26 protein-coding genes and 2 pseudogenes are annotated in these 24118 nt (G+C 40.8%); 17 read left to right on the top strand and 11 right to left on the bottom strand.

Annotated elements, in window-relative coordinates; all coding sequences use genetic code 11:
* Window positions 1-38: 38 nt before the first annotated feature.
* The gene (locus tag NSQ09_RS08960; protein WP_014478998.1) at window positions 39-2696 is read right to left on the bottom strand and encodes an MMPL family transporter; all 2658 of its coding nucleotides are present in this window, start codon (window positions 2694-2696) and stop codon (window positions 39-41) included.
* Complete coding sequence (locus NSQ09_RS08955) at window positions 2693-3151, bottom strand: MarR family transcriptional regulator (protein WP_003242874.1); 459 nt, start codon at window positions 3149-3151, stop codon at window positions 2693-2695. The genes NSQ09_RS08960 and NSQ09_RS08955 overlap by 4 nt, the downstream gene beginning before the upstream one ends.
* A gap of 169 nt (window positions 3152-3320) precedes the next feature.
* Between NSQ09_RS08955 and dinB the strand changes: the two genes are divergently transcribed.
* The 3 genes from dinB to vmlR all read left to right on the top strand — a co-directional run bounded on the left by dinB (window position 3321) and on the right by vmlR (window position 7350).
* Entirely contained in the window at window positions 3321-3839 is a 519-nt protein-coding gene (gene dinB / locus NSQ09_RS08950) for a damage-inducible protein DinB (RefSeq protein WP_041351245.1), read from the top strand.
* Between the two features lie 171 nt (window positions 3840-4010).
* A complete protein-coding gene (locus NSQ09_RS08945) occupies window positions 4011-5387 on the top strand; it encodes an amino acid permease (RefSeq protein WP_014475969.1) in 1377 nt (458 codons plus the stop codon).
* A gap of 319 nt (window positions 5388-5706) precedes the next feature.
* A complete protein-coding gene (vmlR, locus tag NSQ09_RS08940) occupies window positions 5707-7350 on the top strand; it encodes an ABC-F type ribosomal protection protein VmlR (RefSeq protein ID WP_341031013.1) in 1644 nt (547 codons plus the stop codon).
* Window positions 7351-7511: 161 nt separating this feature from the next.
* On the opposite strand, the gene NSQ09_RS08935 is transcribed toward vmlR, so the two are convergent.
* The 3 genes from NSQ09_RS08935 to NSQ09_RS08925 all read right to left on the bottom strand — a co-directional run bounded on the left by NSQ09_RS08935 (window position 7512) and on the right by NSQ09_RS08925 (window position 9088).
* Window positions 7512-7985 carry a GNAT family N-acetyltransferase gene (locus NSQ09_RS08935; RefSeq protein WP_026113662.1) on the bottom strand — a complete coding sequence of 158 codons (474 nt, stop codon included), beginning with the start codon at window positions 7983-7985 and terminating at the stop codon, window positions 7512-7514.
* 162 nt (window positions 7986-8147) lie between these two features.
* Window positions 8148-8492 carry a DoxX family protein gene (locus tag NSQ09_RS08930; RefSeq protein ID WP_017695988.1) on the bottom strand — a complete coding sequence of 115 codons (345 nt, stop codon included), beginning with the start codon at window positions 8490-8492 and terminating at the stop codon, window positions 8148-8150.
* Entirely contained in the window at window positions 8489-9088 is a 600-nt protein-coding gene (locus NSQ09_RS08925; RefSeq protein WP_341031009.1) for a TetR/AcrR family transcriptional regulator, read from the bottom strand. Before NSQ09_RS08925 ends, NSQ09_RS08930 begins: the two co-directional genes overlap by 4 nt.
* A gap of 355 nt (window positions 9089-9443) precedes the next feature.
* Here NSQ09_RS08925 and NSQ09_RS08920 point away from each other — a divergent pair, with 355 nt between their 5' ends.
* Genes NSQ09_RS08920 through cotP form a run of 3 tightly spaced genes read left to right on the top strand, consistent with a single transcriptional unit; the run spans window position 9444 to window position 10416 of the window.
* Window positions 9444-9716, top strand: a complete 273-nt coding sequence (locus NSQ09_RS08920; protein WP_003243854.1) for a spore germination protein — start codon at window positions 9444-9446, stop codon at window positions 9714-9716.
* A gap of 13 nt (window positions 9717-9729) precedes the next feature.
* Window positions 9730-9972 carry a spore germination protein gene (locus NSQ09_RS08915; RefSeq protein WP_014478992.1) on the top strand — a complete coding sequence of 81 codons (243 nt, stop codon included), beginning with the start codon at window positions 9730-9732 and terminating at the stop codon, window positions 9970-9972.
* A 12-nt stretch (window positions 9973-9984) separates the two neighbouring features.
* On the top strand, window positions 9985-10416 hold the full coding sequence (gene cotP / locus NSQ09_RS08910) for a spore coat protein CotP (protein WP_341031004.1): 432 nt from the start codon (window positions 9985-9987) through the stop codon (window positions 10414-10416).
* Between the two features lie 14 nt (window positions 10417-10430).
* Here cotP and NSQ09_RS08905 read toward each other — a convergent pair whose 3' ends face one another.
* Window positions 10431-11138, bottom strand: coding sequence for a DUF421 domain-containing protein (locus NSQ09_RS08905; protein WP_014478990.1), 708 nt, complete (start codon window positions 11136-11138; stop codon window positions 10431-10433).
* A 208-nt stretch (window positions 11139-11346) separates the two neighbouring features.
* Here NSQ09_RS08905 and NSQ09_RS08900 point away from each other — a divergent pair, with 208 nt between their 5' ends.
* The 4 genes from NSQ09_RS08900 (at window position 11347) to NSQ09_RS08885 (ending at window position 13052) form a co-directional block, all read left to right on the top strand.
* Window positions 11347-11928: a DUF421 domain-containing protein gene (locus NSQ09_RS08900; protein ID WP_341031001.1), complete on the top strand. Its 582-nt coding sequence runs from the start codon at window positions 11347-11349 to the stop codon at window positions 11926-11928.
* A gap of 123 nt (window positions 11929-12051) precedes the next feature.
* Window positions 12052-12282: a spore germination protein gene (locus NSQ09_RS08895; RefSeq protein ID WP_017695984.1), complete on the top strand. Its 231-nt coding sequence runs from the start codon at window positions 12052-12054 to the stop codon at window positions 12280-12282.
* A gap of 33 nt (window positions 12283-12315) precedes the next feature.
* Window positions 12316-12609 (top strand): hypothetical protein, encoded by a 294-nt coding sequence (locus NSQ09_RS08890; RefSeq protein ID WP_009969672.1) that lies wholly within the window; start codon window positions 12316-12318, stop codon window positions 12607-12609.
* 206 nt (window positions 12610-12815) lie between these two features.
* On the top strand, window positions 12816-13052 hold the full coding sequence (locus tag NSQ09_RS08885; protein WP_003244342.1) for a spore germination protein: 237 nt from the start codon (window positions 12816-12818) through the stop codon (window positions 13050-13052).
* A 53-nt stretch (window positions 13053-13105) separates the two neighbouring features.
* On the opposite strand, the gene NSQ09_RS08880 is transcribed toward NSQ09_RS08885, so the two are convergent.
* The 4 genes and pseudogenes from NSQ09_RS08880 to NSQ09_RS08865 form a co-directional block, all read right to left on the bottom strand.
* The gene (locus NSQ09_RS08880; protein ID WP_042977035.1) at window positions 13106-13444 is read right to left on the bottom strand and encodes a thioredoxin family protein; all 339 of its coding nucleotides are present in this window, start codon (window positions 13442-13444) and stop codon (window positions 13106-13108) included.
* Window positions 13445-13629: 185 nt separating this feature from the next.
* Window positions 13630-14019, bottom strand: coding sequence for a DoxX family protein (locus NSQ09_RS08875; protein WP_003234169.1), 390 nt, complete (start codon window positions 14017-14019; stop codon window positions 13630-13632).
* Window positions 14020-14117: 98 nt separating this feature from the next.
* Complete coding sequence (locus NSQ09_RS08870) at window positions 14118-15056, bottom strand: ring-cleaving dioxygenase (protein WP_128473653.1); 939 nt, start codon at window positions 15054-15056, stop codon at window positions 14118-14120.
* Window positions 15057-15071: 15 nt separating this feature from the next.
* Window positions 15072-15691 (bottom strand): annotated as a pseudogene (locus NSQ09_RS08865) (nitroreductase family protein).
* A 473-nt stretch (window positions 15692-16164) separates the two neighbouring features.
* On the opposite strand from NSQ09_RS08865, the gene mneP reads away from it, so the two are divergent.
* Window positions 16165-17058: a manganese transporter MneP gene (mneP, locus tag NSQ09_RS08860; protein WP_015252717.1), complete on the top strand. Its 894-nt coding sequence runs from the start codon at window positions 16165-16167 to the stop codon at window positions 17056-17058.
* Between the two features lie 126 nt (window positions 17059-17184).
* Window positions 17185-18426: pseudogene (locus NSQ09_RS08855) on the top strand (transposase).
* Between the two features lie 265 nt (window positions 18427-18691).
* Here the strand turns inward: NSQ09_RS08855 and NSQ09_RS08850 are convergent.
* Window positions 18692-19417, bottom strand: coding sequence for a hypothetical protein (locus NSQ09_RS08850; protein WP_017695978.1), 726 nt, complete (start codon window positions 19415-19417; stop codon window positions 18692-18694).
* Window positions 19418-19858: 441 nt separating this feature from the next.
* On the opposite strand from NSQ09_RS08850, the gene NSQ09_RS08845 reads away from it, so the two are divergent.
* From NSQ09_RS08845 to NSQ09_RS08825, 5 genes are all read left to right on the top strand, one after another.
* Window positions 19859-20137, top strand: coding sequence for a response regulator aspartate phosphatase (locus tag NSQ09_RS08845; RefSeq protein WP_026113660.1), 279 nt, complete (start codon window positions 19859-19861; stop codon window positions 20135-20137).
* Between the two features lie 138 nt (window positions 20138-20275).
* The gene (locus tag NSQ09_RS08840) at window positions 20276-20599 is read left to right on the top strand and encodes a hypothetical protein (RefSeq protein ID WP_052470593.1); all 324 of its coding nucleotides are present in this window, start codon (window positions 20276-20278) and stop codon (window positions 20597-20599) included.
* 748 nt (window positions 20600-21347) lie between these two features.
* The gene (locus tag NSQ09_RS08835; RefSeq protein ID WP_129137476.1) at window positions 21348-22160 is read left to right on the top strand and encodes a MerR family transcriptional regulator; all 813 of its coding nucleotides are present in this window, start codon (window positions 21348-21350) and stop codon (window positions 22158-22160) included.
* A gap of 89 nt (window positions 22161-22249) precedes the next feature.
* A complete protein-coding gene (locus NSQ09_RS08830; RefSeq protein ID WP_015252719.1) occupies window positions 22250-22939 on the top strand; it encodes a DUF554 domain-containing protein in 690 nt (229 codons plus the stop codon).
* Between the two features lie 202 nt (window positions 22940-23141).
* Window positions 23142-24044: a carboxylesterase gene (locus NSQ09_RS08825; protein WP_003234180.1), complete on the top strand. Its 903-nt coding sequence runs from the start codon at window positions 23142-23144 to the stop codon at window positions 24042-24044.
* Window positions 24045-24118 lie beyond the last annotated feature (74 nt).

The raw sequence follows: 24118 nt of genomic DNA, 5'->3' as shown, positions 1-24118 counted from the left end.
GAAAAAAGAGTGATGACCATTCATCACTCTTCTCTCGATTACTCTTTTCCTTTCTTCCTGCCGAACGGCCACCAGTTTCCTTCTCCAAAGGTCGCAATGATTGCCGGGATGAAGAGCGGAAGTATAACAAGGCCGTAAAGCAAGAGCCCGATGATGATAACACTTGCCACCTGCATCAGTGTATTGACACCTGAAGGCATCATCGCCGCGAACGTACCGGCCAATATAATGGCAGCTGTAATAATGACAGATCCCATTTTGCTCATTGACCTGACAACACCTTGCTCAATGCCAAGGTGCACCTCTTCCTTAAATCGATCCAGCAAGAAGATCGAATAATCTACCCCTAACGCGATCAAGATGACAAAGCTGAAGAATGGCACTGCCCAGCTGACGCCGGCGTTTCCTAAGCCGTTTACAAAAATTAATTCTGTTATGGATATCGACGTATAGTACGTCAGCAGCAATGACGCGATCATATAAATCGGCATGATCATTGAGCGGAACAAAATGGTTAACACGATAAACAGGCCTATAATCATAATCACCATTGTTCTGGAGAAGTCCGTTGTGGATAGCTCTTTTAAGTCCGCATTCATACTCGTGACCCCGCCGTATACGATCTGTGCATCCTCCAAAGGAGTGCCGTCAACTTCGTTTGCGACCGCTTTTTTAATTTGGTTTATTGTCGCAATAGCTTGTTCTGAGTACGGATTTGAATCCAGAACGACACTTAATTGAACACCTTTGCCGTCTGCAAAGGAATACTGGTCAATTGACTTCTTAAAGTCTTTGTCCTTCATTACTTGACCAGGAATGAATATGCCTGTATCTCTTACAGTTGGACTTTTGCTCATGTCCTCTAACATATCACTGGAAGCTGTAATACCGTCAGAGACTTTCGTCAGGCCCTGATTTGCGCTCCTCACGCCTTCGGACAGCTTTTTTAGGCTTTCTGTCAGCGTTCCGGCTTGTGCCTGCTGGCCTGAGAGCTGTTGGTTCGCTTGTTCAAGGCCGGTTTGAATCTGGCCAAGCTGTCCGCTGATTGCCGTAAGCTGCTGCACGGTCTGTGCGGTATTGCCGGTTTGGGAAATCTGTTTGCTCACGAGCTGCAGCTGCTGATTGATTTTGCCCAAGCCATCTGCCGCATCGCCCAGTGAACCGCCAGACCCTCCATTTGAGGCCGAGCCGGTTTGCCCTGCCATTTGATTCAGTCCGTTTTCTATATCCGTTAATCCGCTTTGGACATCGGCAATCCCTTTTACTGTCTTATTCAGCCCGTCTGAAACCGATCCTAGCTGGTTATCAATATATAAATCTTTGATTTTTTCACCAGTCGGCTGCGTAATGGTCATAACAGAGTCAACATGATCAACTTTCTCGATCGCTTTGCTGATATTTCCTAGATAAGGGATTGTATCAGCTGTTGTAAGATCTTTGTCTCCTTTTACGACAACATTGATCGGGAACGCTTTTCCTTCCCCGAATCCATCCTTAATGGCCTCGAGAGCTTTTATAGATTTATAATCGTTGCTGATTTCCGCAGTTGAGTCGAATGAAATCTGGTCATCATAGGTCAAGATGAACGGAAGCGTAATCACCACCGTTATGACAATGAACAGAAACGGACGCGCAACGGAGTGTCTGCCGAGAAACGCCCATAGTTTGTTATCACTGTGTGACAGCACTTTCTTAGAAGGCCAGAATAATTTTTCACCCAGCGTCACCATAAATAATGGCAGCAGTGTGTAGAGGATGATCATTAAGATTCCCACACCGACTGCTACCCCTACTGCGGATTGGAAAATCGCAAACTTCGCAAATCCTAAGGCGGAAAATCCGATCAATACCGCAAATCCGCTGATAAATAAGGTTTTTCCCCCTGTACGGTAAGCGATAAGCGCCGCTTCTTTTTTATCATGCCCGTTTGCCAATTCTTCACGGAACCGTGTAAGAAGCAGTATGCAGTAATCTGTTCCAATGCCGAACAGGATCGCAACTAAGAAGGTTTGCGTAAACGTCGAGATAGGAAAATCAACATTGTATACAAGGATGCCCAGTATGGATTGACTGATCAGATAAGAAAAACCGACAACCACAATCGGGATAAAAGGCGTCACAACAGATCGGAACACGATCAACAGTAAACCGATGATCAGGCAGACTGTGATCACTTCCGTTTTCTTAAGCCCTTCCTCTGAGCTGTGAGCGAAATCCTGGTTGATAAGGGAAGCTCCCGTAATATAAGCCGTCAAATCATCAGGAACGATTTGATAAATCTCGTCCGCGATTTTTTCCGCCTTTTTATCAGAACCTGTAATCGTGACAGGCATGAGAACGGTTTTCTTGTCTTTCGACATCAACTGGTCTTTGACTTCTTTTTCCGCTGACAGAGGAGATGTTACCTCTTCTACACCGTCGATCTTTTTAATTTTATCAATCATTATCCGGAGCTGATTCTCTGTTTCTTTCTTTATAGCGTTGTCTAATGTAAAGACAACACTGATCGAATTATTGTCTTCTCCCGCTTGTTTTAAAATGGCGTTTGCCCTTTCTGAAACAGCATCAGCGGGAAGCTGGGCCTGCCCCTTTTGATTGGCCAGCTCCGTTAAGTTCGGAGAAAACAAACTCAAAACGACGGTAAGTGCTAATACTATGGCTGCAATTGCCCACTTGAATTTGATGATTGCTCTCATTCGGCAGAATCTCCTCCTTTAAATTTGCTTTTTAAAATGGTGAATATCTCGATAATGGAATGTAAGTGTTCCTCATCTATATCATCAATCAGCGGTTTGAGCGCGTTAAAGATGGCAGAATCTAATTCTTCTAGTATGTGTTCACCACTGGGTGTAATGTTAATAAGCTTAGAGCGCCTATCACTTTTTTCCGGACAGTCGTCCCATTGAACCAATCCCTTTTCGAGCAGCTTTTTCAGTCTGTTAGAGATCGCGCTCTTATGTACATTTTGGTACATGGCCAGGCTGCCGGGAGATGTTGGGCCCTTGACTTTTAAAATTTTCAACAGGTCTGCCTGTTCCCTTGAGATATGCTTGAAGACATCCTGATTGATTTCACGATGCACAAATTCTGTCCCTTCAAGCAGGACTTCCACAAACAGGTTTATCGCCTGACATAGCTTTTGTTCATTCAATATCTTCCCCTCCTTATTATAGTTTACCCCGCTAAACTTTAAGTCCAATGTCAATTAGTTTATTCCTCTAAACTATATATGTCAACAAATTTTATTCACGGGCAACTCCACATAGGAACTCATGTTCGTGTATAATGGAAGCTATACACACGAAAGGGGGAATTTTAACATGTCAGATTTTGCATTCAAATTGTATGAATATAACGTCTGGGCCAATCAACAAATATTCAACCGATTAAAAGAGCTTCCAAAAGAGGTATACCATCAAGAAATTCAAAGCGTGTTTCCGTCAATATCCCATGTATTGTCTCATGTTTATCTTTCTGATCTCGGCTGGATTGAAGTGTTTTCCGGCAAAAACTTGAGCGATGCTTTGGCTTTAGCTGAACAGCTTAAAGAACAGACAGAGGCTAAAGAAATAGAGGAAATGGAAGACCTTTTTCTGAGGTTATCCGAGCGCTATATACTATTTTTACAGCAAAAAGAACAGCTCAATAAGCCACTCCAGATTCAAAATCCCTCAAGCGGAATCATGAAAACAACTGTTTCCGAACTGCTTCCCCACGTTGTCAACCACGGGACATACCACCGCGGCAATATCACAGCAATGCTGCGGCAGGCAGGCTACGCATCCGCACCGACAGATTACGGGCTCTACCTGTTTATGAAAAAAACTGAAAAAGCATAAGAAAGCGGCTCCCTAAATGGAGCCGCTTTTTTCGGGAAATAGTCCAAATCACATTAAAATTCTTTTCATCAATCCTTTTTTAGTAAAAAAGATAGAAATTTTAGTGTTATAATAATCATTAAAAATAGATTGCTGACTCAATAAACAATTTTCAATGGAGGAACACATAAAGTGACAGACGACATGACGAAAGACAATATAAATCAGCAAACGTTGCAGAGAGGCTTGAAAAACAGGCATATCCAGCTCATCGCCATCGGCGGAGCCATTGGGACAGGCTTATTTCTCGGCTCTGGCAAATCGATTCATTTTGCCGGACCTTCGATTTTATTTGCTTATATGATCACAGGGATTATTTGCTTCTTAATTATGAGATCGCTGGGTGAACTGTTGTTATCAAACTTGAACTATCACTCTTTTGTGGACTTTGTACAAGACTACCTAGGCGATATGGCAGCATTTATCACCGGCTGGACATATTGGTTCTGCTGGATTTCCATTGCGATGGCTGATCTGACAGCAGTCGGGCTCTACACTCAATATTGGCTCCCGGGTGTGCCGCAATGGGTGCCCGGCTTAATCGCTCTAATTATTTTACTGATTATGAACCTGGCGACAGTCAAGCTTTTTGGAGAATTAGAATTTTGGTTTGCTTTGATTAAAGTCATTGCCATTTTGGCGTTAATCGTCATTGGCCTTGTGATGATTTTCAAAGGCTTTTCCACAAGCTCAGGAGTGTCCAGCTTCACAAACCTCTGGAGCCACGGAGGCCTGTTCCCGAATGGCATGCACGGGTTTATCCTCTCGTTCCAGATGGTTGTGTTTGCTTTTGTCGGCATTGAGCTTGTCGGGCTTACGGCCGGTGAAACAGAAAACCCTGAAAAAGTAATCCCTAAGGCGATCAACAATATCCCTGTCCGTGTGCTGCTTTTTTATATCGGGGCTCTTCTCGTGATTATGAGCATCTATCCTTGGGATGTCATCAATCCCAGCGAAAGCCCATTCGTACAAGTATTTGTCGCGGTTGGCATCGTCGGGGCTGCAAGTATTATCAACTTTGTTGTATTGACTTCCGCTGCTTCAGCGTGCAACAGCGCTGTATTCAGTACAAGCCGTATGGTCTATTCCCTGGCGAAAGATCACAATGCGCCTGAGTCAATGGCGAAACTGACTCAGCGTAAAGTGCCAAGAAATGCTTTATTCTTTTCAGCTATCGTGATTTTAATCGGTGTTACGTTAAACTACATCATGCCAGAAGGCGTATTCACCCTGATCACAAGTATTTCAACCGTATGCTTTATCTACATTTGGGGAATTACGGTCATCTGCCATATGAAATACCGCAAAACAAGACCTGAATTAGCGAAAACAAACAAGTTTAAGCTTCCGCTTTATCCGTTTACAAATTACCTGATTCTTGCGTTCCTGGCGTTTGTTCTGGTTGTGCTGGCACTGGCACAGGATACTCGTGTTTCCTTATTTGTCACACCGGTTTGGTTTATTTTGCTGATTGTGATTTATAAAGTGAGAAAAGCGAAGCATCAATAACACTCGAAACTCCTGCCTCAAAAATGAGAGCAGGAGTTTTTTTGATGAAAATGACCTTTGCTTTTGAATTTGAAGGTATGCTATAGTGTTTGTAATCAAAACAAGAAGGGATGATGGGTGGACAATGATTAACTAATCTTATTTTTACCGTTTGAAATCAATATTTCAAATCAAAAAAATAGGATTAGTCTGCCCATTTTCTATATAAACGACACTGCTATTTATAAAAAATAGCTTATTGATCATGCACAGGCACGGCTAATCCTTCCAACACATTTGGGAGGATTTTTTTATTCTCCCTTTAAAGCGAGGGATATGGATGAAAGAGATCGTAACATTAACAAACGTTAGCTATGAAGTAAAGGATCTGACTGTTTTTAAACATGTAAACGCCAGTGTTCAGCAAGGAGATATCATTGGGATTATCGGAAAAAACGGCGCTGGGAAATCTACGCTGCTGCACCTCATTCACAATGACTTAGCCCCTGCACAGGGTCAAATCCTTCGAAAGGATATAAAACTGGCTTTGGTTGAACAGGAAACAGCGGCATATTCCTTTGCGGATCAGACACCTGCCGAAAAGAAGTTACTGGAGAAATGGCATGTGCCTCTTCGTGATTTTCATCAGTTAAGCGGCGGTGAAAAACTAAAAGCGCGGCTGGCGAAAGGACTATCAGAGGATGCAGATCTGCTGCTGTTAGATGAACCGACAAACCACCTTGATGAAAAAAGCCTGCAATTTCTCATCCAACAGCTGAAACATTATAACGGCACTGTGATTCTCGTTTCTCACGATCGATATTTTTTAGACGAAGCCGCAACAAAAATATGGTCGCTTGAGGATCAGACGCTGATTGAATTCAAAGGGAATTACTCCGGGTATATGAAGTTCCGGGAGAAGAAAAGACTCACCCAGCAGCGTGAATATGAAAAGCAGCAAAAAATGATTGAACGGATTGAAGCACAAATGAATGGGCTCGCTTCTTGGTCGGAAAAAGCCCATGCTCAATCGACGAAAAAGGAAGGGTTTAAAGAATATCACCGGGTAAAAGCGAAGCGTACGGATGCCCAGATAAAATCCAAGCAGAAGCGGCTTGAAAAAGAGCTTGAAAAAGCAAAGGCGGAACCCGTTACCCCAGAATATACAGTCCGCTTTTCAATCGATACAACCCACAAAACAGGAAAACGTTTTTTAGAAGTTCAGAATGTAACAAAAGCGTTTGGAGAAAGGACCCTCTTTAAAAACGCAAACTTTACGATTCAGCACGGCGAAAAGGTTGCGATCATAGGCCCCAATGGCAGCGGAAAAACGACATTACTGAACATCATTCTTGGACAGGAAACAGCAGAAGGAAGCGTATGGGTGTCGCCGTCCGCAAACATCGGCTATTTAACGCAGGAGGTGTTTGATTTGCCTTTAGAACAAACACCGGAAGAGTTATTTAAGAATGAAACATTCAAAGCAAGGGGGCACGTTCAAAATCTGATGAGGCACTTAGGTTTTACAGCCGCCCAATGGACTGAACCGATCAAGCATATGAGTATGGGTGAGCGTGTAAAGATCAAGCTGATGGCATATATTCTGGAGGAAAAAGACGTGCTGATTTTAGATGAGCCGACAAACCATCTCGACCTGCCGTCACGCGAACAGCTGGAAGAAACACTATCACAATACAGCGGCACATTGCTGGCGGTTTCACATGACCGATACTTTCTCGAAAAAACAACAAACAGTAAACTCGTCATCTCAAACAACGGCATCGAAAAGCAGTTAAACGACGCTCCTTCAGAAAGAAATGAGCGGGAGGAGCTTCGGTTAAAGCTTGAGACAGAAAGACAAGAAGTGCTGGGAAAGCTCAGTTTTATGATACCAAATGATAAAGGGTATAAAGAGCTTGATCAAGCTTTCAATGAGCTTACGAAACGAATAAAAGAGCTGGATCATCAAGACAAAAAAGACTGAGGGAGAAAGTTCAAGCGGCATTGAAAAGGACAACAGCTGTTGTCCTTTTTTCTTTATATGTTCAAGCCTTCCCATGACCTTAATGTTTCTAATGATGACTTATAGTACCCTGCCACTGCTTCCAGATAGGCATGTTGTATTTGGGTAACGTAAGCGGCTTTTCAGCATAGCTGTTTCCGCATACGTATGTTGGTCATGGCATAACCCATCTTCTGATAAAGATAGACGGCTGTCTCGTTGTGTGCAAACACATGAAGAGCCAGCCTTTCCGCACCAAGCTCTCTTGCTCTTTCATCAAGCGTTTGAAGCGCCAATTGAGCAAGTCCTTTTCCGCGAAAGGCTTCATACAACCCAAAGGAATAGATAAACGCTTCCTTTTGCGGATGAAACGGATCAGCATACAGCCAGAGCCAGCCCATTCTTTCCCCTTGGTCATTTGTGATGTTCCAAAAATAATGATTGCTGCTGTCTCGCCCATTCGGAACCATGTTCTCATATGCCTGCTCCGATTTCTCAAGCGCCTCTTTTTCCGTCCAAGTTCCTGACGTTATGTTTTGTTTCGCATAATTTTGCACGGACATCCCGCGAAAGGCTTCGAACTCTTCCTCAGTCATGTCTTCCAAAGTGAATGCCATCCTGTATTCCTCCTTTATAAAAAAAGCCCAGCTGATGCCGGACGAATAACGCAGAAATGGAGCTCTATTTTACTGATTCAGTTAATTCCTGGACTTTCTATTATTCGATAAGAAAAGGAGATTTCCTGCAAATGGGCTTGTTCTTAAACATTAGTGAAAAGCTTACGTGTAACTCCCCATGATGATCATGATAGAAACAATCAAACAAATCATCGCTGGTATCACCATGATGACCGATTGTCTTGCTCGAAACATATGCGCATGAATGGCTCCCGCCATGAGAACGACAAACAGAACACCTGCTCCAATCGCTGCATACCGATTCCAAATTCCCGCTGTCATAGCAAGTGCCCCGGCTATTTCAAGAATGCCAGTAACAGTCAGAAACCATAATGGATATTGATAATGCCACCAATGCTCAACTTGAAAGGGAACGCGGCTTACCTTTATGATGCCTCCCGCAAGCATAAAAACTGCCAAACTGACTTTCGTAATAATAGATATCATCTTACATCATTCCCTTTCGGAAGCATCCCGTAAATTAAAAGATTCACAACCTCTGCTGCGAGGCTTGCCGGATCTTTGATTCCGGTTAACAAAAATGAATCGGTTAAATGTTCAATCATGCCGACCAAACACTCAGCGACAGTTTCCATATCCAGTTCAGAGTGAAAATAGCCAAGCCGCTGTTCTGCTTCTAAGTTCTCTTTCAAAACCATCGCCAAGTCTTTTTTCATTTGTTTTGCTTCCGGGTTGAGAAAAAAGCCGATCTTGGTTAAATCCTTGTCCTCATCCAAAAATTGAAAAACAGTCTCTACAGCTAGCAGTACCCGTTTTGACACATCCTCCGTGTTTAATCCGTTTTCCAGAAGAAGTGACTCTGTCAGCTTTCTGACTCGAGAGTGAAAATCGGTTATTAACTCGGCAAAGATGGCTTCTTTGCTTTGAAAGTACAGGTAAAATGAAGGCTGCGTGAACCCAGCATTTTTCACAATTTCACTTACCTTCGCGTCATGGAATCCCCGAACCGAAAATTCATTAGCAGCAGCTTTGAGTAACCGTTTCCGGCTTTCTTCTCCTTTACGTCCTTTTTTACTTTTCAACGAGGACCACCCCCAAAAATAATACTCACAAGTAATGTTACTCATGAGTATTATTCCATGCCATTAGCTTCATTGTCAATGATTTCAAACTGATCCTGTTTGCCAGCTTCCTTTATTAAAGGGTCTCATGTATTTCGAATAACTGAATAAATTCATTGATTACTATATCAATGGCTTTTCATTCACTGATAAGTTTTTTCTGAATAGATTGACATTCAGGCTGTGACAAACTTTATTCTTTTTTTCTAACGAGCATCACTCCGGGGCCAGATAGAGTTTTGCCCGCAAATGCAAGGAACAATTGGGTGCAGCGGCGCATAATGTACTGTACAGAAAGATGGAAAGGTGTGATGGGATGCCGTCTACAGTAATCAACCTATATTATTTGAAGATCAACAGTATTTCGGGCAATGGTTCAATTACAATAGGCGAAGCTGCTTATAACAGCCCTACCAACAATCAAAAATCTCAAGGGACCAACTCTTCTTTCGGTGATACATCACCTACAGAATCCGTAATGGAAAACTTCTTAAACGATCCTGATGTAAATGACCAGACATCTATCGGCAACTCTGATACATCCAACGTTAATGCTCCTCCGATTGCACCACCGCCAATTTTAGATTAAAGGGGTTTCGTCTATGCCATATCAAATTAACATCGCAAATATTAAGATCAACGGCGTCACGCAAAACGGAAATATAGATGTCGGCCCGACTGTGCACAACAGCCATACTGCGAACAGCAAATATTTTGGAGCAAACTTTTCCTTAGGGGATCTTTCGCCTACGTCTTCACTTTTGAACACTGGAAATATTGATTCAGACGTTAGTGACCAAGACCAAATCGGAAACCCTTCTGCACCGATCGCAAATCAAATTTAAGGAGAATTTCATATGGATTTCGAAAAAATTCGAAAGTGGCTTGAGATTACGAATGAATATAAACAAAGTGACTTTTGGACAAATGTGCTCAAATATAAAGCCCCGGAACATTTTTTTGATTCCGAAGCTTCTACGTTTGTTTACGACTTTTATCAAGATGAAGAATATAATTTTATCATTGTGGAAATGCCCGGTGTGTATGAGGAAGAATTAACGATCCGTTTACTATCTAAAACCCAGCTGTTGATCAAAGGGACGATCACGCCTGTTTTTCCTGCCGAAATGGAAGTGATGCGTGAACGGTATTACGGAGAAATTGAGCGAATCATTCAGCTTCCCGAAGCCGCTGAAACTCATTTGTTACAGATTCAGCTGTTAAACGGGCTTCTGCACATTTCGTACCCAAGACAAATTGAAACCATTGCGTTCAATAAGGGGCTTTAAGATTGATTGTTCCTTCATTCCTTATCCATAGGGACTGATATATGGTCTTTATACTGATCCACATAAATATCTCCATTACCCAGCAGCACTGCGTACACGGTCTCTTTCACCTTTATGTCTCTTTTTCGCAATTCCTCCAAAAGCCAGGATTCCGTCAAACGATTCTGCTTTAAATTATTCTCAATGATTTCTCCGTCCATAATAAGCTCTATCGGAAGCCTGTGTTCTTGGTTTACCGCAATCATTAAATCCTGTTTGGTCACATGCCGGAATTGCGGTTTTCTTAACACAGTCAGCTGACCATTCGTTTCAAGAATGGCAAAAAGAACTTCTTCGATATTAAATATTTCTTTTTCCCGTAATTGCTGATTTAAATAATCAAGTGTGTAACGCATTTTCCTCATATTTGATTCAAGTATCTTCCCGTTTTGAATCAGCACTGTAGGATCTCCGGCAAAAAATTTCCTCAGCTTCCTGTTCTTTATCGACAGGAACGAAATTAGAAAAATGGTTAGCACAAAAATACTAAACGAAATGGCCATATTGTGCGGTTTTATTGAAGTATTGTAAGCTAATCCGGCAGCAATCGCCCCTAGTGTGATCGCCGCAATAAAATCAAAAATCGTCATTTGAGAGATTGTCTGTTTGCCTAAAATTCGTTCTGCGATTAACAGCAAGCCAAAGCTGGCAACCGTTCTAATGACAACTTCAAGTTCAATCATGTTATGGCGCTCCCCGCTTCCCAGATTGTTTCGGCCAAAAAACTCCTGTTGCTATCATTGTTTGGCTTAATATATCCATCTATACCAAAAATATTGTTCGGTTCAGGACAGAATGAACCGACTGCCTTTCGGATATATTAAATTGCGATTGGCCGGAAGAAAAGCCAATCCCATGACAAATCTAATTCATCATTGGTCAGGTGGTAGCATGAATTTCACTTGGGAATCTCTTGTTCTCATTGTAGCCGGGGTCATTTTGCTGAGAATTTCAGGAAGGAAATCAATCGCACAAATGACGTCGACTCAAACGGTTGTCATGATTTCGATCGGAACTATTATCGTTCAGCCAATCATCGAGTACAGCCTCTTCAAAACATTAATTGCAGCGGCAATTTTCACAAGCACACTCATCGTTATAGAATGGATCCAAATGAGATCGAACTTCATTGAAAAGATGTTGACCGGAGAAGCAAAAGTTGTTATTGAAAACGGACAGCTTCATATCGAAAACTTAAAGAAGATGAGACTTACAGTTGATCAGCTTGAAATGCAGCTACGGCTTCACGGCGTTACGGGTATACAAGATGTCAAAATTGCGACATTAGAGGCAAACGGGCAATTAGGAATAGAATTAACCGATGACGCCAAGCCTTTAACAGTCAGGGATCTGAAAAAACTCATTCACCCCGATTTCATAAATAAGGATGGACAAGCCCAGTCTGGCAATCAGAATATTTTTGATGAAGTTGGTAAAAAAAATAAAAAAAACGTCCCTAAAAAGCTGCATTAACAAAAGGCGCTTGTGGCATTTTGCAGGTTTTTGTCTCTTACTGAAAGTTTTTGCCGTTTTGTTTAAGCAACTGCTGCTCACACACCATATTGTATAAACAGTCATAACAGAGAGGAGAGATGAATGATGAAATTCCCAGTTTATATTCATTCGATATCCGGGAACAGCGTTTTTAATAACGGATTTGCAGTTTCCATCAGCCCGTTCTCTGTGTCTAAAACAACAGAAGGTTCCGGTGGGAGTAATACAGGTTTGGTTTTTGAATCCAATACTTTAAGCCAAACAAGCTCCGCCAATCAATCCCAAAATGTAACATATGCGATCCAAGAGCTGCTTTCCAAGCTTTTAGCGTAAAAATTAAGAAATAAACACTTCATGAGGTGCCGTATGGCTTTTCCAATTATTCACACGAACTTTTGGGATGCTGTGATAGCTGTTCCAATCATCATATTGATAACCCAAATCCTCAAAATATTATTGAAAATCCCCAAAACTTTTGTACCGTCAGTTGCCTTAATAACAGGCCTTGTCATTTCTGTTTTCATAAGCCATCGACACAGCCTCTTTTCTGGCGTATTTATGGGCTGGTTTTATGGCTACGCTGCTATAGGCTCCTACTCATCATTAAAAACGACCATCTTATCCTTCAGGCAAACGAAAAACGATACATCAAATTCATAGATGACATATAACGATCTGCCGCCTCTTTATCAGGCGGCTTTATTTCTGCTGATAGGTTGATCATCTTCAAAAGAGATGCTCATTCACTCGCTATTATTTTTACCATTATGTTGATGCAATGATATAAAAACGCAATATCATAGAAGTAAATAGACTGCCAGCGTCCTCTATGACGGCTACTTCTGAGTGAAAGGAGTTTTTGAAGCATGCGATCTCAAATCAACATCTCAAATCTCACGATAAATGGAATGACACAAAACGCCAATACAGATATCGGACAAAACTTGCAAAACAGCCATACTGCGAACAGCAAAAATTACGGAGTGAATTTCACATTAGGAGATTACTCTCCTTCTCATTCAATTATTATTTCAGCAAGTTGTGATAATGATACAAGTGATCAAGGGCAGGTTGATAACCCTTCTTCGCCTAGTGAAGAATAAAATGATGCACAAAAAAAAGAACTCATTTGAGTTCTTTTTTTTGCCTTATTTCTTTATTCGCCTTTATATAATCGATAAACCCTTTTTAGCTTTTGTTCAAGCTGTTCAAAATGAACAAAACGGGCTTCTCTTAGAAACTCAGTCCCATCAATGAACAAAAGAAGCACAGGAACGGTGAAAACTGAAAATCTGCCGGCAACCTCTGCTACATCGTCAGCATTAATATGCCCCAATTTGATGTTTGGAAACTGATCCAATACTATTCTGAGCTGGGGCAGGACTGCGTGACATACTGTACAGCCAGGCCTTGATATAAAAATAAAACTGAATTTGTGCTGTTTGATAAAATTTTCTATCGAATCTAATGAATGTAATTCTGTCATCTCTTTCATCCATTTACTCCTTCAAATGGGTCTGTTTTTCATGAACAAGCTCATCAATACGTATCATTCACTATACAGATTTATATTTATTATATCCGCTTTTTTGCTTTGCAGAGTACCTGCAAGCTTGCCGAAAATGTCAAAACAAAAGAACAGTTACTGACAAGCAGCAACTGTTCTTACATACTTTCTTATTAAAAATGCAAAGCGTAAGCTCCTGAACCGATGAGTGCAACCCCTATGGAAACTGCAATGAGCACCAAGTTATATTCAAAACCTCCCGCGCCATTCGCAAAACCTTTCGCTCCATGGACTTTTACGATGGCACCTAACATAATGATCGTTATGATAGCAGCTCCAAGCGGGAGGAATACGCCTAAAATAAATAGAATTCCGCTTACTAACTCCCCAAGACCTGATAGAGCGGCCGCAACGTTTCCTGGTTTCACCCCAATTGATTCGAACCATTGTCCGGTTCCTTTAATCCCGTATCCGCCAAACCAGCCGAATAATTTTTGTGTGCCATAAAACAAAAACACCACACCAATCATTATACGAATAAGCAACAGTCCTGCATCTTCCATTTGTATCTCTCCTCATCTTTAATTTTATCTAATTCTTTGCTGACGGTATCCAGCAATCATCAATTGAATATATGTTTCTTTATTTTTTATGTGTCAAATCAATCTAACTCTCTTACTTCAAACGGCAGCAGCCCTTGTTCAATTTGTGTGCGATGCGGTTCATATTGCACAGGCAGCATCAGTTTTTCGCCCATTGTTTCCTGTGTTTCATCATGTGCAAAGCCTGGGGGATCAGTTGCGATTTCAAACAGGATTTCCCCGTGTTCCCTGAAGTAAATGGCATTAAAGTAGTTTCTATCCCGAACAGGAGTTACACCATATCCGTGCGAAGCAATATATCTTTGCCAATCTAACTGATCTTCATCATCGTTAGCCCGCCAAGCGATGTGATGCACCGTTCCGGCCCCCATTTGCCCGCGGCCAATAGGCGTTAACTTAAGGTCAATCACATTTCCGATATCACCGGCGGAACGATAACGAACGAAGTCTCCCTCTTTGCCGACTCGCTCCAGCCCCATGATGTTTTCTAAAAGGTCAGCGGTTTTGTCAGGCTGCGCTGATAATAAGGTTGCACCCCCAAAACCTTTAATGGCAACATCGGGCGTTACATCTCCGAAAGTCCACGTATTAGCCTCTCCTTCTTCTCTTTCCACGATTTCTAAGTGCAGTCCATGAGGATCATCAAATTCTACATATTTTTCCCCAAAGCGCTCGATTTTGGTGTAGGGAACGTTGAACTTTTCTAGTCTCTTTTCCCAAAACGCCATAGCCCCTTTCGGCACAACATACGAAGTCACGCCAACTTGACCGTCTCCAATGACGCCTTGGCGGGCTCCGGCCCACGGAAAGAAGGTAATGATTGTTCCCGGCTTCCCGCCTTCATTCCCAAAATAAAGATGATACGTACCTGGGTCATCAAAATTGACAGTTTTCTTGACCAAACGAAGCCCAAGCACTCCTGCGTAGAAATCTGTGTTCTCTTGAGGGTGACCGACAATCGCCGTAATATGATGAATTCCCATCGTTTTTTTAGCCATTTTTATCCGCTCCTTTTACATATACTCAACAAACTCATTCACAGGCTTCCGGTAGCCGCGCGGTCTTCTGCTCTCTTTTTTTCTTTTCCAATCGTAATCATCATGACAACCTCAAATTGGTCGTCTATGTTCAAAATCCGTTTTACGGCTTCCGCATCAAAGCCGATCATCGGGCAGGTATCCCAGCCTTTTTCCTTAGCACTCAGCATAAACATCATCGCAGAAAGTGAAGCATTCCTTATCGCCTCATCTCTCTTAAATTGTTCTCCCCTGTTTTCATAAAACGAAACGGTGTCGTGCACCATGTGGTCATACTCTTGCTTATTTAATATCCCCAATACCTTTAACCCTTCATAGATATCGGACGCTTGTTGATATGCCTGCTTATCCCCTAATACCAAGAGAACCGCAGAAGAGCTAACCACTTTATATTGTCCGTTTGCGGCCTGCTTCAGCTTTTCTTTTACGTCCTGGTCAAGAACCGTCACATATTTTGTATGCTGCAAATTAAAAGCCGATGGCGCCAATGCAACCAATTCAAACATCTCATTGAGATCTTCTTTTGTGATTGGATGACCTGAAAGAAAATTGCTTGCAGATCGTCTTTCATTGACTAAATGTGTAAATTCAGCCATTACGCTACACTCCCTTTTATCTCGAATTCGAGATATCATGTTATAAAAAATCATATTGAATATTGTGTAAAAGAACGACAACGATTGAACACTTAGAATTGCGCTTGATCGCTGATCTTTTCGACCAAATATCTTGAATTAAAATATCTTGAATATGAGATAATAATAAAATACAGATCTTCTCATGTCAATAGGTTTTTAACAATCAGGTGGAAATTTTTCACTGACGGCAGCATTTTAATGGCGAATCATCACTGTTGTTACATAAGAACTCATTTGTTTGCTGTATGACCTTTTAGCACAGCTCCAACTTTTTTTCTGTCACCTTATTTATTAGTAAACAGGAAACAACGTTGCTATAGACCCACTCGAAATTGAATTGGTATGATAAGCAAAGTGATTACACAGGAAAGGATACGGAGAGCGTATATAGAGCACTCCTATTTTTTTGTGCAGTTTTATAGGAGGAAAAAATGGCAAGTGAAAGAGAACAAATAAGCAGAAAAGTTGCTTTGATTGCATTGATCGCCAATCTGATCTTAATGGCAGGAAAGGTCTTTTTTGGGCTGGTAGGCGATAGTGAAGCCGTGTTTGCAGACGGAATACATTCCGCGGCAGATGTCGTTGCTTCGATTGCAGTCTTGGCAGTGATCGGAATTTCCAATAAACCGCCCGATCAAGACCATCCTTTTGGTCACGGAAAAGCTGAAGTCATTAGTGAGGCGATTGTAGGAATTATCTTAGTGATCGTATCCGTTTATATCCTCATAGAAGCGATTCTGTCCTTTGTTAAAGGGCCAAGCGTTCCCCAATACAGCGCATTGTTTGCGGCTCTGATTTCGTACGTGGCTAAGGAAATCTTATATCGTTATTCTATAAAGCAAGGAGAAAAATGGAACAGCAAAGCGATTATAGCGATTGCGTACGATCATAAAGGCGATATCGTTGCCTCTCTTGCCGCTTTTATCGGCGTTCTGTTGGCTATCATCGGAAACACCCGCGGATGGTCCTATCTGTTGTACGCCGATGCCATTGCCAGTGCAATCGTTGCTTACCTCATTTTTAAGATTTCAATGGAATTAATCAGGCCGTCTGTTGATGTGCTCATGGAAAAGAGTGTTGATCCCGAGCTGATAGAGGAATATAAAGCTGTTATTTTTCAATGTGATCAAGTAAAACGAATTGATAGAATCCGCGCGCGAGAACATGGCCACTATAAATTGCTTGATGTCCGTTTATCTTTGGATCATGATTTGACAATTAAGCAGGGACACGATATTGCCCGCGAAATTCGAAATGAAATCAAAAGACAGTTTTCAGATGTAGAAGAAGTGCTCATCCATGTAAATCCTTATTTCGAAGAATGAAAAGCTCCTTTTTAGAAGGAACTCAAGCTGTCGAGAAAATCTCGACAGCCTTTATTTTTCCTTAAAATATCCATTCTCCTGTAATAAAATAAAAGAAAGACGACTTAAAAGGACAGTGTCTTTCTCATGTTCCACACAAGAAACTCTTCTCAAAACACAGCCGAATTTGTTCTGCTTGACGAAGAGGATCACCTGTTTCGGAAAATTGATCAGTACATAGACTTCTTTTTCATCTTTCATCATTGAAAAGGTTAAACCTCACTACAGTGAAAATAAAGGCCGCCCCTCACTTGATCCGCTTATTTTATTTAAAATGATGTTTATCGGATACCTCTATGGTATCCGGTCAGAAAGACAGCTTGAAAAAGAAATTTACTACAATATAGCATACAGATGGTTTCTCGGATTGAACATAAACGATCCAGTTCCGCACCATTCCACCATCAGCAGGAACAGAATCACACGCTTTAAAGATACTACCATCTTCCAAGACATCTTTGATGAGATCGTTCTCCAAGCCATCAATCATGACATGGTGGGCGGACGAGTCCTATTCACTGACTCCACACACCTTAAAGCCAATGCCAACAAGCATAAATACACAAGAAAAACAATTGCGCAGGATAACCAAAACTATATCAAGGATTTAAATGAAGCCATTCAAGAGGATCGGGAGGAACACGAAAAAAAGCCATTAACAGCCAAAGAGGAAGTGAAAGCTGAAAAAAAGATCCGCCACAGTACAACCGATCCAGAAATGTCCATGATTCTATACCCTATCTTGACCGATTGGATCATCAAATCGCACGATTTAGTTTTCAAGTAGAAGCCATTGCCCTTGATTACGGATATTTAACGACTCCGATCTGTAAAGGATCATCTGACTGGCAAATCTTTGGTGTAATCGCACATAGACGTTATCACCCTATCCGAGGCTTGTTTCCAAAATAGAAAATTCATTATGACAGTGAACAAGTTAGATATATTTGTCCAAATCACCAAACACTTACATACTCAACAACTGACCGAAAAGGCTACCGATCATACAAATCAAATCCTGAAATATGTTCCTCATACCCGTTGCTTGAAAACTTTACAAAATCAAAAAAACGGCAGAAAGTGATTACTCGACATGTATGAGAAGATCATAAAGAAAAGGTCAGACAAAATCACTTGTCTGTTTCAGGAAAAAAACTCTACAAAAAAAGAAAAGAGAAAATAGAGCGAAGCTTTGCAGATTCAAAACAACTGCATGGGCTTCGCTATTGCAGGTTGAGGGGAAAACGAAATGTGAGTGAACAAGTTCTCTTCACAGCCGCATGCCAGAACATGAAAAAGATTGCCACATACCTAGCCAAGCAGGGCTAGGCATGTGGGAGCGCTTTTTCTGCATCTGAAACTTGATGAATATCTACAGAAACTGTATAAAACAAAAAAGCTTGTAGAAAAAACATTGTTTTCTCTACAAGCTGAGGGTTCTATGCCCCCTTTTTTCATCAGTCAGTTTGACCTTTGTTTTTATATTTTTTTATAGTAAACGTTGCAATCCCTACTACAATTAAAGCTGGTACACCATAAGCAAATACTTGATACACAATATCTCCTGCTGGCATTTGATAACCCCCAAGTAATCTTAATAGTAAGTGTTGCCCTGGGCTTTAGCTTTATCTTTACCTACGATGAGGGAAACACTTCGTGTTATACTGCCTACTCCTCCACCGATATTCAATGTAGCTGAAAGTCTAGCTTCGGCTTTTTTGAAATCAGTTTCTTTTTTTCTAATGATTCTCATCTTCGGGTTAGTGTAACTGCCTGTAACCGTCCAAATGTTCCACTTTCCAGCGCTAGAGATTGAATCAAATCCACCCTGGACGAGTGAATAGCTGGCTTTAAAACTTAATGAAAATGTACCATTATTGTTGTAATAAACTTTCCTGCCTGAGCAGTTAGTGTAACCTGATCCACCTTGGCACTTTCCATCTTTAATACCTACACCAGCCACAGAGAAATCAGGTTCATCCACAGCCGCTTGGGTATAGGAACCATCGGCAAAAATGTAAGTTATTTCATAACCATTATCCGTTTCTTTCTTAATCGTGTCAACAGCTTTTTCTTCCGGTAAAACAAAAGAATCTAGGGCTTCTCCTTTAGCAAGCTTGTCCAAAAGCTTTTCCTGAGTCTCAGAAGATACTACTCCTTCAATCTCCATATTTTGCTTCACCTTGTCTAGCTGTTCCTTAGTAAAACCGAGCTGCTCTTTAGGACTATTACTTTGAGTTTCTTGGGCAGATACTTGTTGCGGCAAAGATAATCCAATTGTTGCAAAAGCAATTACAAACAAAAGAACTAATTTCTTCATTTTTTCCCTCTCCCTTAACAATTCTTTTTATCCAAGAGCCTATACCTACATCTCAACCAACACTCTAAGCATAATACAATAATCCTACAATCACCCCTCCTCAGGAAAAACACTAACACATCAAATATCCAAAAATAAACATTTTTTACGCTAATTGATTCCAAATTACTACATAATTTGGAATTGAATAATCGCAAAGACCTATTACTTGTGACACCCCGCACAATGTCTGTCACTTTATGTTTTTAACTGTTTTGAAATTTCCTACAATACATGATTATTTCACCTTTACATTTATTTCCGAGGCTATATAAATAGGACAAGAAAGAGATTTGCCGACTTGGATACTGAGAAAGAGTAATCCCTTATGACTTAGTGGCAACCAAAATGAATCACTGGTATCTCGCATTAAAGAATAATTGGGTTGCCAAGGCAGAGTAGATGAGGGATGAAGTTAAGGAAGAAATCGAGCTAATGAAGGAAAACCAAGACGCCGTCGTTTACTACCAACTATTAAAATTCCGTCATGAATTAATGTTGGACTATCTCCATCCTGACAATGTCAGAGATATAGAGAAACAGTATGAAAAGCTAAGAGAACTGAAAAATAACAATCAGAACCTCACAGGAATGTTAGAATACTATTTTTATTTTTTTATGGGATGTACTATTTCAGGCAGCATGAACTGGCTTCTAATTAAACTGTTACAGACAAGCTGAAAAATGTCCTGAAACAATCAGACATACTTCTCCATGAACTATGCTAAACGTGCTTATGACATATACTGCAAGTATCCGACATACGGTGTAAGACAAGTACATTGTCAATTTGTAATATCAGGTAACTGATTAGATAACATGCAACATGAAGAAGCATTAAAGCACGCCGAACAGGCCCTAGAGGACGCTGAAAAACTTGGCGAAAATTATTTGATACGTAAGGCACTTTTTAATATTGGAATAAGCTATATAAACTTGAATCACCTTCAAAATCTTCCTTTTATTACAGCTAGAGCTTATTTCATGCTCGCATTTAATGAAGGGAGACAGGAAAATCCTAAAAAAGCTAGGGAGTTCTATGATAAGTCTAAACAAAAAACCTTAAAGTGCAATGAAAAAATTGTATTGGCAAAGCTGAAAATGGTTGAGGCCTATACTTATCAAACTCCTTGGATCTTGTAAGGGAGACTTTCCAGTTCTTCGAAGAAACTAGCATGTACCCGGACTTGGAGTGGTACGAGGTATACGTCGGTGACTACTTGTACACCAAGAATGAACTCAAAGGTGCGAATGAGTTTTACCGAAAAGCTATTGACGCACGTATAAAAATCCAACGAGGTGAGCTATTACATGAAATCTTAAATTTTACTTAGTGCAGTCCTGCTATTGGGTATCGCAGGGGTAGTTGGAACATCCTATCTCCAACAGGAAAATGCAACGTATAAAGTTGCCGAAAGAATGGAGACTTGAACAAAAACTAATATCAAATACACCTACCAAAAATAAGAGGGCCTCCCTCTTGTTTTTTGTCTAATTATTGATTATCTTTAAGCTCCCCACCTTTACATCCTCTCTCCAAACAAATCTTTTCCTACAACTAACCATATCGCAACTCCTTTCGCACATAGATAGATTACTACGGTGCGAAGGGGGTTGTCATTATTTCAGAGTTTTAAGCTTATTTTCAGGTCTTGGTGCATTTGAGAAGGCCCTCAGAAGAGTTCATGTCAATTCGAAATAGATAGGTTTTGCGAGAAAGAATCCGCAATTGCTAAAACTTACTCGCCGCTACACAACATACCTGAATTAAAGAACCTAGGGGATATTAAATCGCTCGTACCTCTTTCATTTTTCCGCAAACTTTACCTTTAGAACTCGCCGTACTATATAATGTGTGTATATCAATCATAGGGACAGAAAGGTTGTTAGAATGAAGGAATTTTTTTCGATTGGAGAAGTGTCAAAGTTATTAAATGTGAAAATCTCTGCTCTTCGGTATTATGATGAAATCGGCCTTTTGAAACCGGAATATAAAGATGGGCAAACGAACTATAGATATTATTCTACCCAACAGTTTGAGCGGCTGGATACCATCAAGTATTTGAGGGCCCTAGGCCTGCCAATCAATAAGCTTCTTGATTTTTATAACTCTCAAAATACAAACACTCTTCTTCATTTACTAAAAAGCCAGCAGGCTGAAATTGATCGCAAGAAGAAAGAATTGGAACGCATTGAACGAAAGATCTCCCGACGCATCACACATATAGAAGATGCCGTTAACATGCCGTTACATCAAATTTCAAAAATCAAACTCCCCGCATTGCGTGTGGCTTATTTACAGCATGAATATGTTCTCGGCCATGATATCGAACATTCGTTAGCTGAATTGAGAATCCACCTGAATGTAAACGAAGATATATTCATAGGCAAGATCGGTTTATCCATATCAGCAGCAAATGTGAAAGCAAAACAGTTTGACAAATATTCCAGTATATTTATGATTCTTGAAGATGAAAATGAAAAAACTTCTTCAGAAATCATCTTTCCTTCAAGAGAATATCTGCAAATTAGGTTTAAAGGGTCACATCCAGAAGCCGAACCATACTACAAAAAATTACTGGCATATATGAAAGAACATCATTATGAAGTAGCAGGGGACTCAATCGAAATCACACTCATTGATTATGGCATTACGAATAACCTAGATAATTACGTGACTGAAATCCTGCTGCCCATCAAATAATCTCATGAATATGTTTTGATCTCCCTTGACTCTCTACTAACTAGAGGGTTTATTTTTTATGCAGGAATGATTTTTGGAGGAGAAAGCTTATGTTTGGAACGATTTTTAACACAGTGATGATCATTGCAGGAAGCATAATCGGGGGGATATTCAAAAAAGGCATTAAAGATGAATACCAGGATATTTTGATGCAGGCAATGGGATTCGCTGCAGTCGCGCTGGGGATCAACGCCATTACACAGCATTTGCCTGATAGTAAATACCCCATTCTATTCATCGTGAGTTTAGCCATTGGAGGTTTGCTAGGCCAGATCATCAATTTAGAATTACGATTCAACAAGCTGGTGAACAAATTTTCTAAAAGTAATTTAGCAGAGGGCTTATCTACTGCGGTCTTATTATTTTGTATAGGTTCGCTGTCAATATTGGGCCCTGTTGAAGCCGCTTTGCATGGAGATTATACATACCTCCTGACAAACGGGATGTTAGATGGGATCACCTCCATTGTGCTCGCTTCAACTTTTGGTTTTGGAATAGCGGCTGCAGCCATTGTATTATTTGCCTGGCAAGGCTCCATCTATTTATTTGCTAAAGTAATGGAGAGCGCAATCAATACAGACCTTATTAATGAAATCACAATTGTGGGAGGCATACTCATCCTCAGTTCAGGTCTAAGCATTCTTGGAATCAAGAAGTTCAAAACATTGAATTTGCTGCCTTCCCTCTTGATCCCTCCTGTTGTGATTTTTGTGATTCATGCATTTGGATTGCGGTTTTAATGAAGCGGCTCCACAAAGGAGGTTAATATTCTGTTATATTGATTTTCAATAATCTGTTCCAATCGTTTTATTTCCTTTTCCTCTTGGATTTGACGTCTAACAACAACTGTATTATATTGTAAATAAAGTCTGTTATATCAAAATCAGATTCCCCATCACGAAACGGCACATTCATTTAAACAATGTTGGGAGGGGCATTTGTATGTCAAACCATTCATCTAGTATTCCCGAATTAAGTGACAACGGTATCCGCTATTATCAAACTTATAATGAAAGCCTTAGTCTTTGGCCGGTCCGTTGCAAATCATTCTATATATCTACTCGTTTTGGTCAAACACATGTGATTGCAAGCGGCCCAGAGGATGCCCCGCCGCTTGTATTACTCCACGGAGCATTATTCAGCTCGACGATGTGGTATCCCAACATCGCCGATTGGAGCAGCAAATACAGAACTTATGCAGTTGATATCATAGGTGATAAAAACAAGAGTATTCCTGAGAATGTAAGCGGTACAAGAACGGATTACGCCAATTGGCTTCTTGATGTGTTTGACAATCTGGGGATCGAAAAGTCCCACATGATCGGACTTTCGCTTGGCGGTCTCCATACGATGAATTTCCTTTTACGTATGCCTGAGAGAGTAAAAAGCGCAGCTATACTGAGTCCGGCAGAAACGTTTTTGCCATTTCATCACGATTTCTACAAATACGCTCTTGGCCTTACAGCGTCAAATGGAGTTGAAACATTCTTAAATTGGATGATGAATGATCAGAATGTGCTGCACCCGATTTTTGTGAAGCAGTTTCAGGCAGGGGTAATGTGGCAGGATGGATCAAGAAATCCAAATCCTAAAGCAGACGGATTTCCGTATGTTTTTACCGATGAGGAATTACGTTCAGCAAGAGTTCCTATCCTATTATTACTTGGTGAACATGAAGTCATCTATGATCCCCACTCAGCCCTGCACCGAGCCTCTTCATTCGTTCCTGATATTGAGGCGGAAGTCATTAAAAATGCCGGACATGTTTTATCGATGGAACAACCCGCTTACGTAAATGAACGTGTAATGCGTTTTTTCAATGCAGAAACAGGCATTTCACGGTAAGGGCTTATAAGATAGTGTTTTGCATTCATAAAGACCTGCAATATACTTCTAGCCGGGCATTTCAAAAAATAGAG

Source organism: Bacillus sp. FSL W8-1202 (genome assembly GCF_038006165.1).
Lineage (GTDB): Bacteria > Bacillota > Bacilli > Bacillales > Bacillaceae > Bacillus > Bacillus subtilis.
The sequence above is the reverse complement of the archived record's forward strand: the minus strand, read 5'-3'. Positions and strand labels throughout refer to the sequence as shown.